Source organism: Aeromicrobium sp. WCS2018Hpa-31 (assembly GCF_031843905.1).
Taxonomy (GTDB): domain Bacteria; phylum Actinomycetota; class Actinomycetes; order Propionibacteriales; family Nocardioidaceae; genus Aeromicrobium.
The window spans coordinates 19,815-31,219 of record NZ_JAVTJF010000014.1 but is presented as its reverse complement, the minus strand read 5'-3'; the positions used below and the strand labels follow the sequence as shown (position 1 = coordinate 31,219).

10 protein-coding genes are annotated in these 11,405 nt (G+C 72.5%); 3 read left to right on the top strand and 7 right to left on the bottom strand.

Features of this window, described 5'->3' with window-relative positions:
- Positions 1–10: 10 nt before the first annotated feature.
- The 3 genes from RQG84_RS16955 to RQG84_RS16945 are packed head-to-tail and all read right to left on the bottom strand — an operon-like array spanning position 11 to position 4,489.
- A complete protein-coding gene (locus tag RQG84_RS16955; RefSeq protein WP_311210992.1) occupies positions 11–970 on the bottom strand; it encodes a hydroxymethylglutaryl-CoA lyase in 960 nt (319 codons plus the stop codon).
- Entirely contained in the window at positions 967–2,841 is a 1,875-nt protein-coding gene (locus RQG84_RS16950; protein WP_311210991.1) for a biotin carboxylase N-terminal domain-containing protein, read from the bottom strand. The genes RQG84_RS16955 and RQG84_RS16950 overlap by 4 nt, the downstream gene beginning before the upstream one ends.
- Before the next feature lie 7 nt (positions 2,842–2,848).
- The gene (locus RQG84_RS16945; protein ID WP_311210990.1) at positions 2,849–4,489 is read right to left on the bottom strand and encodes a carboxyl transferase domain-containing protein; all 1,641 of its coding nucleotides are present in this window, start codon (positions 4,487–4,489) and stop codon (positions 2,849–2,851) included.
- A 46-nt stretch (positions 4,490–4,535) separates the two neighbouring features.
- Between RQG84_RS16945 and RQG84_RS16940 the strand changes: the two genes are divergently transcribed.
- Complete coding sequence (locus RQG84_RS16940) at positions 4,536–5,084, top strand: TetR/AcrR family transcriptional regulator (RefSeq protein ID WP_056557304.1); 549 nt, start codon at positions 4,536–4,538, stop codon at positions 5,082–5,084.
- A 73-nt stretch (positions 5,085–5,157) separates the two neighbouring features.
- Here RQG84_RS16940 and RQG84_RS16935 read toward each other — a convergent pair whose 3' ends face one another.
- The gene (locus tag RQG84_RS16935) at positions 5,158–6,042 is read right to left on the bottom strand and encodes an EamA family transporter (protein ID WP_311210989.1); all 885 of its coding nucleotides are present in this window, start codon (positions 6,040–6,042) and stop codon (positions 5,158–5,160) included.
- A 72-nt stretch (positions 6,043–6,114) separates the two neighbouring features.
- Between RQG84_RS16935 and RQG84_RS16930 the strand changes: the two genes are divergently transcribed.
- The gene (locus RQG84_RS16930) at positions 6,115–7,008 is read left to right on the top strand and encodes a LysR family transcriptional regulator (RefSeq protein WP_311210988.1); all 894 of its coding nucleotides are present in this window, start codon (positions 6,115–6,117) and stop codon (positions 7,006–7,008) included.
- Positions 7,009–7,028: 20 nt separating this feature from the next.
- Here the strand turns inward: RQG84_RS16930 and RQG84_RS16925 are convergent, their stop codons facing one another.
- The 3 genes from RQG84_RS16925 to RQG84_RS16915 are packed head-to-tail and all read right to left on the bottom strand — an operon-like array spanning position 7,029 to position 10,731.
- Positions 7,029–8,618: an FMN-binding glutamate synthase family protein gene (locus RQG84_RS16925; RefSeq protein WP_311210987.1), complete on the bottom strand. Its 1,590-nt coding sequence runs from the start codon at positions 8,616–8,618 to the stop codon at positions 7,029–7,031.
- Positions 8,619–8,654: 36 nt separating this feature from the next.
- Complete coding sequence (locus RQG84_RS16920) at positions 8,655–9,137, bottom strand: hypothetical protein (RefSeq protein WP_311210986.1); 483 nt, start codon at positions 9,135–9,137, stop codon at positions 8,655–8,657.
- Positions 9,138–9,156: 19 nt separating this feature from the next.
- Positions 9,157–10,731: an MFS transporter gene (locus RQG84_RS16915; protein ID WP_311210985.1), complete on the bottom strand. Its 1,575-nt coding sequence runs from the start codon at positions 10,729–10,731 to the stop codon at positions 9,157–9,159.
- 146 nt (positions 10,732–10,877) lie between these two features.
- Between RQG84_RS16915 and RQG84_RS16910 the strand changes: the two genes are divergently transcribed.
- Positions 10,878–11,405 (top strand): TetR/AcrR family transcriptional regulator, encoded by a 528-nt coding sequence (locus RQG84_RS16910; RefSeq protein WP_055961854.1) that lies wholly within the window; start codon positions 10,878–10,880, stop codon positions 11,403–11,405.

Sequence of the window (11,405 nt, the reverse complement as noted above, 5' to 3'; positions counted from 1 at the left end):
GCCGCACGGCTCAGGACAGGGCGCGGACCACGGCGCTGGCCGGGGGCTTGCCCAGCTGCTCGGCCATCCAGGAGCTGGTGGCCACGAGCGCGTCGAGGTCGACGCCGTGCTCGATGCCGAGACCGGTCAGGAACCACACCAGGTCCTCGGTGGCCAGGTTGCCGGTCGCGCTCTGCGCGTACGGGCACCCGCCCAGGCCACCGGCCGAGGCGTCGAAGGTCGTGACGCCGGCCTGCAGCCCGGCGTGGACGTTGGCGAGGGCTTGGCCGTAGGTGTCGTGGAAGTGCAGGGCCAGCCGCTCGGGCCCCACGCCGGCCGCCCCGAACCGACGCACGAGGTCGCCCACCTGGCCGGCGGTCGCGACGCCGATCGTGTCGCCGAGCGACAGCTGCACCGCACCCAGCTCGAGCAGGTCGCAGCCCACGCGGACGACCACGTCGGGGTCGACCGGACCCTCCCAGGGGTCGCCGAAGCACATCGACACGTAGGCACGGACGTCGGCGCCGGCCTCGCGGGCACGCCGCACGACGGGCTCGAACATCGCCATCTGGGCGTCGAGGTCGCTGTTGAGGTTCTTGGCCGCGAAGGTCTCGGTGGCACTGGCGAACACGGCCACGTGGCTGCACCCGGCCTCCAGCGCTCGGTCGAGGCCGCGCTCGTTGGGCACGAGCACCGGGTGCTCGAACCGCGGCCCTTCTCGCAGGGCCTCGACCAGGTCGGCGGCGTCGGCCAGCTGCGGCACCCACCGTGGATGGACGAAGCTGGTGGCCTCGACGACGGGCAGCCCGGCAGCGACGAGGCGACGCACGAACGCGGCCTTCACCTCGAGCGGGACCACGGCCTTCTCGTTCTGGAGGCCGTCACGAGGGCCGACCTCGTAGATCGTCACGCGGTCGGGGAGGCCGTCGTCGGGGACGACCATCGGCAGGGACGCCGGGCCCTGGGCGGCAGAGGATGCGGGGAGGGTCATGCGTCGCCCGCCGCGGGCTCCACGTGCACCACGACGTGGCCCATCGCCACCTGGTCGCCGACCACTGCTCCCACGTGCGTGACGGTGCCGTCGTGCGGGGCGACGAGCGCGAGCTCCATCTTCATGGCCTCCACGGCGCCGAGCCGCTGACCCGCCGTCACCGCGTCGCCGACCGCGACGTCGAGCGCCACGACCGCACCAGGCATGGGCGACACGACGTCGGCGGTGCCGGCGGCCGCCACCGACGAGCGACGCATGGCGTCGGCGGCCTCGAGCACCCACGTCTGCCCCTGCCAGGTGGACCAGACGCGGCGCCCCCGCGCGGTCGCGTCGGCATGCGCGAGACCGGAATCGTCGACGACGTCGTGCGTCGTGCCGTCGGGCTCGGCGACGTGCACCGTCAGCGGCACGGGGGGACCGGCCGAGCGCCAGCCGTCGCCGCGACCGAACGGCGACTCGTCGTCGGCCTCGCCGAGCAGCAGCGCCGCGGATCGCAGCGCCTCGGGCGCGACCGACGGCCGCTCCAGCAGCGGGCCCTCGTAGGCGTCGAGCCAGCCGGTGTGCACCTCGCCGGCGCGGAACTCCGGCGAGTCGACGAGCCGCCGCACCCAGCCGAGGTTCGTGTCGATGCCCTCCACCGCCGAGGAGTCGACCACGTCGAGCAGTGCGTCGACCGCGGCGTCGCGGTCGGGCCCGTGGGCGACGAGCTTGGCCAGCATCGGGTCGTACGCCGACGAGACGACCGCCTCCCCCTCGATCGAGGCGTGCACCTCGGCCCGGCGGGGGTGCCGGGCCGTGGGCGGCAGATCGACAGAGCCCCAGCGCGCGTCGAGCACGTGCCCGGCCTGCGGGAGGAACCCGGTGTACGGGTCCTCGGCGTACACGCGCACCTCCACGGCGTGGCCGGTGCACGTGATCTCGTCCTGCGCGAGGGGCAGCGGCAGGCCCGCCGCGACGTCGAGCTGCCACTGCACGAGGTCGAGGCCCGTCACCTGCTCGGTCACGGGGTGCTCCACCTGCAGGCGCGTGTTCATCTCGAGGAAGTACCCCACCTGGCTGCCGTCGGGGCCGTTCGCGACGAGGAACTCGACCGTCCCCGCCCCGGTGTACCCGACCTCGCGGCACAGCGCCACGGACGAGTCGTGCAGCAGCGCACGCAGCGCGGGGTCGAGACCGGGCGCGGGCGCCTCCTCGACGACCTTCTGGTGGCGACGCTGCGCGGAGCAGTCGCGCTCGAAGAGGTGCACGACGGTGCCGTGGTCGTCGCCGAAGACCTGCACCTCCACGTGGCGGCCGCCCTCGACGTACGCCTCGACGAGCAGGGTGTCGTCGCCGAACGACGACGCCGCCTCCCGACGCGCGGTGGCCACGGCGTCGGCGAGGTCCTCGGGGCGGCGCACCACGTGCATGCCCTTGCCGCCCCCGCCGGCCGCGGCCTTCACGAGCACCGGGTAGGCGTCGGCGGGGACGTCGTCGGTCTCGTACCTCGGGGTCACCGGAACGCCGGCTCGCTCGGCGACCTCGCGGGCCCGGTCCTTGCGACCCATCAGCTCGATGACGTCGGCCGACGGACCCACGAACACGAGCCCGGCGGCCTCCACGGCACGCGCGAAGGCGGCGTTCTCGGACAGGAAGCCGTAGCCGGGGTGCACGGCGTCGGCACCGGAGGACACGGCAGCGGCCACGACCTCGTCGACGTCGAGGTAGGAGTCGATGCGCACGGCCTCGTCGGCCTCCTCGACGTGGAGCGCGTGCGCGTCGAGGTCGGTGAAGACGGCGACGCTGCGCAGGCCGGCGGTCCGGCACGCACGGACCACGCGGCGGGCGATCTCGCCGCGGTTGGCCACGAGGACGGTCTGGATCTCGGTCATGATCGGCTCACATCCGGAAGACGCCGAAGCCGGGGGCTCCACCGTCGAGATCGGGTCGGTCGGCGAACGACGGCACGGGCGCGTTCGCGCAGGTCTGGAGGGCGAGCCCGAGCACGCGGCGGGTCTCGCGCGGGTCGAGGATGCCGTCGTCCCACAGGCGCGCGGTGGCGTAGTAGGGGTTGCCCTGCGCCTCGTACTGGTCGCGGATCGGCGCCTTGAACGCCTCCTCGTCCTCGGCGGACCAGGCGCCGCCCTTCCCCTCGATGCCCCCCTCCTCGATGGCAGAGCGTCGCACGGTTGCGAGCACCGATGCGGCCTGCTCGCCGCCCATCACCGAGATGCGCGCGTTGGGCCAGGTCCAGAGGAAGCGGGGGTCGTAAGCCCGGCCGCACATGCCGTAGTTGCCCGCGCCGAACGAGCCACCGATGATCACCGTCAGCTTCGGCACGACGCTGGACGCGACGGCGGTGACGAGCTTCGCGCCGTCCTTGGCGATGCCGCCGTTCTCGTACTCGCGGCCGACCATGAAGCCGGTGATGTTCTGCAGGAACAGCAGCGGGATGCCGCGCTGGTTGGCCAGCTCCACGAAGTGGGCACCCTTGAGGGCCGACTCGCTGAACAGGATGCCGTTGTTCGCGACGATGGCGACGGGATAGCCCTCCACGTGGGCGAACCCGCACACGAGCGTGTCGCCGTAGAGGGGCTTGAACTCGTGCAGGCGCGAGTCGTCGACGACGCGGCGAATCACCTCGCGCACGTCGTAGGGCGTGCGGCCGTCGACGGGCACGACGTCGAGCAACGTCTCGGGGTCCTCGCGCGGCGGCAGCGCCGGCTGCGGCTCCAGGTGGGTGCGGGCCGGACCCAGGGTGCCGACGATGGAGCGGACGATGTCGAGGGCGTGAGCGTCGTCGTCGGCCAGGTGGTCCACGACGCCGGACGTGCGGGCGTGCACGTCGCCGCCACCGAGGTCCTCGGCCGTCACGACCTCGCCCGTCGCGGCCTTCACGAGCGGGGGCCCGCCGAGGAAGATCGTGCCCTGCTCCTTGACGATGACCGACTCGTCGCTCATCGCCGGCACGTACGCACCGCCGGCCGTGCACGAGCCCATGACGGCCGCCAGCTGCGCGATGCCGCGCGCCGACAGCTGCGCCTGGTTGAAGAAGATGCGGCCGAAGTGGTCGCGGTCGGGGAACACCTCGTCCTGCATCGGCAGGAAGGCGCCCCCGGAGTCGACGAGGTAGACGCAGGGCAGCCGGTTCTGCAGCGCCACGGTCTGGGCGCGCAGGTGCTTCTTGACCGTGAGCGGGTAGTAGGTGCCGCCCTTCACGGTGGCGTCGTTGGCCACCACCATCACGTCACGGCCGGCCACGCGGCCGATGCCGGTGATGATCGACGCGCTCGGCACGGCGTACTCGTCCGCAGCCCCAGGCCCGTCGCCCCCGTACATCCCGTAGGCCGCCAGGGGCGCGATCTCGAGGAACGGCGAGCCCGGGTCGAGCAGACGGTCGACCCGGTCGCGCGGAAGGAGCTTGCCGCGGGCGACGTGCCGCTCGCGCGAGGCGTCGCTGCCGCCGCGGCGGACGCGGGCGGTGCGCTCGTGCAGCTCGTCGACGAGGTCGCGCAGCGTGGAGGGGGAGCCGGTGCTCATGCGCCTGAGGTTAACACCCATTAACCAGATGCGGTACGGTCGTGCCATGTCCGACCGCCGTCGCGAGATCGCCCGCAGCGCGGTCGAGCTGTTCGCCGACCGCGGCTTCCACGGCGTCAGCGTCGGCGACGTCGGCGCGGCGTCGGGGATCTCGGGCCCGGCCATCTACAAGCACTTCCGCAGCAAGGAGTCGGTGCTCGCCCAGGCACTGGTCGACATCAGCACGGAGCTGCTGGAGACCGGTCGGGCACGCGTGTCCGCCGCACCCGACGGACCGGGTCGGCTCGACGCTCTCATCGACTGGCACATCGACTTCGCCGTCACCCACCCCGCCTACATCGTGGTGCAGGAACGCGAGTGGTCGTCCCTCGACGCCGACGCCCGCGCCGAGGTGCGGGCCCTGCAGCTGGCCTACGTCGACGTGTGGGTCGACGTCGTGCGCACGCTGCGCGACGACCTCACCCGCACCGCCGCCCGCGCCGCCGTGCAGGCCACGTTCGGCCTGCTCAACTCCACCCCGCACAGCGCGCGCATCGCCGAGGCCGACCTGCGGGTCCTGCTCGCACGGATGGCGCGAGCGGCGCTGCTCGGCTGACGCCCGTCTGCGACGGAGCAGTCAAGGGGGGCAGTCAAGGGGGGCAGTCAAGGGGGCAGCCAGGAGGGGGCAGTCAGGAGGGCGTCGCCACCACCACGGCGGGTCGCCGGCTCGACGTGACCGCGACCGTCACGCCCACCAGCATGACGAGGGCGCCCACCGCCTCGAGCAGGTTCGGGACCTCCCCCAGCACGAGCCAGGCGCTGAGCATCCCGACCGGGGGCACGAGCAGGATGTACGGCACCACCGACGACGCGGGGTGCTTCGCCATGAGGCCGTTGAAGATCGTGTAGCCCACGAGCGACGCGCCGACCACGGTGTAGAGGGTGCTCAGCAGCGCCGTCCAGCCGAACCCGGCCAGCGCCTCGACCATGACGTCGGGGCCGTCGACGACCCACGAGACCGCCAGGCACGGCAGTGGGACCACGAGCGCCGACCACACGACCAGCGACAGTCCCGACTCCACCTTGGCCGCGCGGGCCACCACGTTGCCGACCGCCCACGACGCAGCGGCGGCCACCGTCACCAGGAGCGGCACGATCGACGCGTCGGCCCCGAAGCCGACGGCCACCACGGCCAGGCCGGCCGTGCCCACGACGGCTCCGACGCCCTGGCGGCGCGTGGCCCGCTCCCCCAGGGCGAGCGCCGCGAACAGCATCGTCAGCACCACCTGGGCCTGCAGCACGAGCGAGGCCAGGCCGGCCGGCATCCCGATCGACAGCGCGAGGTACAGCAGGCCGAACTGGCCGAGGCTCATGAACGCGCCCACGGCGACGACGGCCTGCCACGACGCCTTCGGCCGCGGGACGAGGAACACGAGCGGGACCGCCACGAGCACGAACCGGATCGCCAGGAACAGGAACGGCGGCACGTCCTCCAGCCCGAGGTGGATGGCCACGAAGTTGCCGCCCCACAGGACGGCGACGAGCACGGCGAGGAGGCTGTCACGACGGGTCACCGCGCCAGTCTGGTGGCCAGGACCGTGAACGTCCAGCGATGCTTTCTTCACGATTCCATGTACGGTTTCTGCATGATCGACCTGAGTGCCCTCCGCTCCCTGCTCGCCGTGCACCAGCACGGCAGCGTCGTGGCCGCGGCCCACGCCCTGGGCTACACGCCGTCGGCGGTCTCCCAGCAGGTCAAGCGCCTGGAGCGGCAGCAGGGCCGCCCCCTGCTGGAGCGGGTGGGACGCGGCGTCGTGCTCACCGACGTCGGCCGACTGCTCGCCGAGCGTGGGTCGGCGGTGCTGGACGAGCTGGAGTCGCTGTCGAACCTCGGGCGCGACGGCAGCCGTCCCCAGGGTCCGTTCCACCTGGCCACGTTCGCGACGGCGAACCGCGGGCTCGTGGCACCCCTGCTCGCCCGCCTGGCCGTCGAGGCGCCGGAGCTGCGGGTCACGGTGGTCGAGGCGGACCCGCGCGACGTCGTGCTCCAGGTGGCACGGGGCACCGCCGACGCCGGGCTCGTGCACGACTGGGAGTCCGTCCACCTCGAGATCCCCCCGGGCGTCGACGCGGCGCCCCTCCTCACCGACCGGGCCGACCTCGTGGTCCACCGCGACCACCCGCTCGCCACCCGGACGTCGGTGACCCCGCGCGACCTGGTGCAGGAGCAGTGGGTGTGCACGCCTGCCGGCAGCATCTGCCACGACTGGCTCGTGGCCATGTTCGCCGATCACGCGCTGCGGCCCGAGCTGCGCTACATCGACCACGAGTACGCCTCGCACCTCGCGCTCGCCGCTGCGGGCGTGGCCGTCGCCCTCGTCCCACGGATGGGTCGCGGGCCCCTGCCCCCGGAGGTCGTCACGGTGCCCGTCGTCGACCCGGTGCCCGAGCGACGCGTCCAGCTCGTCTGGCGGCGCGCCACCACCGACCACCCGGCACGACGTCTGCTCCACGACCTCCTCGTCGACGTCGTGGGCTGAACGGCGATCCGGCGGCGGCGCTAGAGCTTCGGCTCGAACGTCTCCGGCGAGGCCGTGGTCCAGTCCCTCACCCAGCCCTCCGGCGGCGTGGCGAGCAGGGCACCGGGCTCGAGCCACTCGAAGAGCTCGGCGTAGGTCTGGGTCACCTGCGGGTCGACGCGCCGGAACAGCTTGCGCGGGGTGAGGTCGTCGAAGGAGTCCAGCCCCATCGACGCGACGATCTGCTGTGCGCTGTTGACCGTGTTGGCCTGGAAGTCGCGCACCCGGTGCACCTTGTCGTCGACCACGAGGGCCCGAGCGCGCCACGGGTCCTGCGTCGCGACGCCCACCGGGCAGGTGTTGGTGTGGCAGGTCTGGGCCTGGATGCACCCGACGGCGAACATCATGGCGCGGGCCGCCAGCGTGAAGTCCGCGCCCTGGCAGATCCGCTTCACGATGTCGATCCCGGTCGCGACCTTGCCGCTCGCGCCGATCTTGACCCGGTCGCGCAGCCCGGTCCCGACCAGGGCGTTGTGCACGAACATGAGGCCTTCGGTGAGCGGCATGCCTACGTGGTCCTCGAACTCCACCGGCCCGGCCCCCGTCCCGCCCTCGGACCCGTCGACGATGATGAAGTCGGGCGTGCTCCCGCGCTCGACCATCGCCTTGCAGACGGCGAGGAACTCCCGCCGCGAGCCGATGCACAGCTTGAACCCCACCGGCTTGCCGCCGCTGAGCCGGCGCAGGTCGGACACGAAGTCGACCAGCCCGAGGGGCGTGTCGAACGCACGGTGCGTGGGCGGGGAGACCACCGTCGTGCCGATCGCGACGCCTCGCGCCTCGGCGATCTCGTCGTTCACCTTCGCGCCGGGCAGCAGACCGCCCAAGCCCGGCTTGGCGCCCTGCGACACCTTGATCGAGATCGCCTTCACCTGCCGGTCGACCGCCCGTTCGGCGAACTTCTCGGGATCGAAGCCACCGTCCTCGGTCCGGCACCCGAAGTAGCCCGAGCCGATCTCCCAGATGAGGTCGCCGCCGCGCCTGCGGTGGTACCGGGAGATGGAGCCCTCACCGGTGTCGTGGGCGAAGCCGCCCAGCGCCGCGCCGCCGTTGAGCGCCTCGATCGCGTTGCCCGACAGCGACCCGAAGCTCATCGCCGACACGTTCAGCAGGGCGATGTCGTAGGGCTGCGTGCACTCCGGCCCACCGAGCCGCACGGTCGGGCGGACGTCGGGCTTGGAGCGCGCGCGCATGGAGTGGGCCACGAACTCGTAGCCCACGGCGTTCACGTCGCGCTCGGTGCCGAAGGGCTCCTCGCCGTGGTTGCCCTTGGCCCGGTCGTAGACGAGGTCGCGGGTCTCGCGGTCGAAGGGCGTGCCACCGGTGTTGGACTCGATGAAGTACTGCTGGATCTCGGGCCGCAGCCGCTCCATCGCGAAGCGCGCGTGCCCGAGCACCGGGTAGTTGCGCAGGATGCTGTGCCGACGCTGCAGCAGGTCGTGCAGCCCCGTCACCGCCAGCACCGTGAGCGGGGCCGCGGCCCACCACCACAGCGCTGACGTCCCGAGTGCGAGAACCCACCCGACCGCGGCCGCCACCGACAGCACGAGGACCGCGAGGTATCGGATCATCTCGTCATGCTGGCACGGACCGTCGGCGCGTGCCCGTCAGTCGAGGCCGAACGTCGTCTCGGGCCGCTCGAGGACAGCAGCACGATCCGGCACGTCCACGCACTCGGTGTCGACCGAGAACCTGGCTCCGAGGCCTTCGACGTTCAGGTAGGCGACCATCGGTCCGCGGTCGGCTCGGAACCCGTCGCCCGGTCCCAGCTCGACCGTCCAGCCCAGGTCCTCGAGCACCCGCTCGGCGATCTCCTCGGCCTCCCCGTCGGACACGCCGAGCGAGCGGAAGGTCACCCTGGCGCCGTAGTCGACCTGCCGCGACGGCGGAAGGCACTCACCGTAGGTGCCTCTCCCGGGTCCGGTGGTGCGACCACCAGGCTCCTGCAGCAGGCTCGTCCCCACCGCCTCCATGGCGCGGTCCGCCACAGCGACCTGCCGCTCGAGTGCCGCGAGGTCGTCCTCGCCTCCGCCGCCGCATGACCCGACGAGAAGCACGCCCACCAGCACCGCCCCGGCCGACCGCCCCATGCGGACATGCTGGCACGGATCAGTGCTGGACGCCCTCGACCGCCGGCGCGTGCTTGAGCGTGCGCCACGAGACCAGCGCCGCGAGCAGGGCGATGCCGATCGCGAGCCCCGACGTGCGCTGGACCCCGAGGTCGAAGGCAGCCCGTGCCGACTCGGCGAGCGCCGCCCCCATCTCGTTGGGGTAGCGCTCGGCCATGGTGAGCGTGCTGCCGAGCGTCTCGAAGGCGTGGTCGCGCTCGCCGTGCTGCAGCATGGCCGGCACGGTCAGCTCGGCGCGGTAGGTGGCCGTGAGGATGCTGCCCAGCACGGCGGTGCCCAGCACGGCGCCGATCTCGTAGGCGGTCTCGGAGATCGCCGACGCCGACCCCGCCTTGTGCGGGGGCACCGCCGCGAGCACGAGGTCGTTGGTGAGCGTCTCGGCCAGGCCGATGCCCACCCCCATCACCACGAAGGCGACGAGCACGGTCGCGACGGTCGGGTGGCCGGTGAAGGCCGCCACGGCGTAGCCGGCCGAGGACGCCACGAAGCTGAGGCTCACGAGGACCCGCACGGGGAAGCGGCGCACGAGACGCACGGCCAGGAAGCCGGCGGCCATCGTCACGACGAGACCCGGGAGGAGCACCATGGCCGAGTCCATGGGCGACATGCCCAGCACCAGCTGCAGCAGCTGCGCGGCGAAGAACAGGAACCCGGTCAGGCCCATCAGGCTGAGCAGGTTGGCCGCGAGCGCACCGCTGAAGACCCGGTTGCGGAACAGCGACAGGTCGAGCATGGGCGAGGCGCTGCGCTGCTGGCGACGCACGAACAGCGCGCCGGCAGCGATGCCCAAGGCGAACGAGCCGAGCGTCACGTCGTCGACGCCGGCCTTGGCGAGGTGCTTGATCCCGTAGACGACGGGCAGCATCGCCACGACCGCGAGCACGATCGAGGTCGGGTCGAGCGGGCCGGGGCTCGGGTCCTTGGACTCCGGCACGAGCCACAGGGCCAGCGGGACGAGCAGCACGATGAGCGGCACGTTGATGAGGAAGACCGAGCCCCACCAGAAGTGCTCGAGCAGGTACCCGCCGAGCACCGGGCCCAGGGCGGCGCCACCGGAGAACATGGCGGCCCAGGCGGCGATGGCCAGGCGTCGGTCCTGCGCGTGGTGGAAGACGTTGCGGATCAGCGACAGCGTCGACGGCATGAGCGTGGCGCCGAAGAAGCCCAGCAGGGCACGGGCGACGAGCAGCGTCTCGGCGCTGCTCGCGTACGCCGCGACGAGCGAGGCCGCACCGAAGCCCACCGCACCGATGACCAGCAGACGGCGCCGGCCCACGCGGTCGCCGATGCTGCCCATCGCGATGAGCAGACCGGCGAGCATCAGTGCGTAGACGTCGACGATCCACAGCAGCTGGTTGCCGGTCGGGCGCAGCTCGGTGCTGATGGAGGGGAGCGCGAAGCTGAGAACGGTGTTGTCGACCGAGACGAGGAGCACCGGGATCATCAGGACGGCGAGGGCGCACCACTCGCGCAGGCCCGCACGGACGGGGGGCACCTCGGGCAGTGCTGCAGATGACGGGGCAGATGAGCTCAAGCGGGGATCGATGGTGGTCATGGCGGGCCTCCTTCCGGCGGACGGCGAACGGCCCGGACAGTCGTCCGGGCCGAGCACCACTATACCGTCCAGCCGGTACAGTCACCACCCCCTGCGCTGCTGTGCGGCGGTGATCCTCGTCGCACCGCCGCAGGTAGGCTCGCGCCATGCCGTCGGCCGAACGCTCCACCCGTGACCGCGTGCTCGACGCCTTCGAGACGCTCCTGGTCACGCAGGGCAGCCGCGCAGCCACCCTCGACGCCGTCGCCGCGCTCGCCGAGGTGTCCAAGGGCGGGCTGCTCTACCACTTCCACAGCAAGGACGAGCTGGTCGACGGCATGCTGACCCGCCTGCGCGAGCAGGGAGCCCGCGACGCCGACGCCATGAGCCGTGCTCCGAAGGGTCCGGTCGACTACTACCTCGAGACCTCGGTCGACTCCGGCAGCGACTTCGACCGCGCCCTCATCGCAGCCGGACGCATCGCCCAGGAGAACGACGCACGCGCCTCCGACGCGCTGGCCGACCTGCGCGAGGGCTGGTTCGTCGTCCTGCGCGAGCACCTGGGCGACGAGTCGCTCGCCCGCACCATCCAGCTGATCGGCGACGGGCTGTACTTCGACGACACGACGGGCCTGGCCGAGAAGAACGCCCTCGGGCACGTGCGCGACGTGCTGCGCCGCCTCGACGCCCTCTGA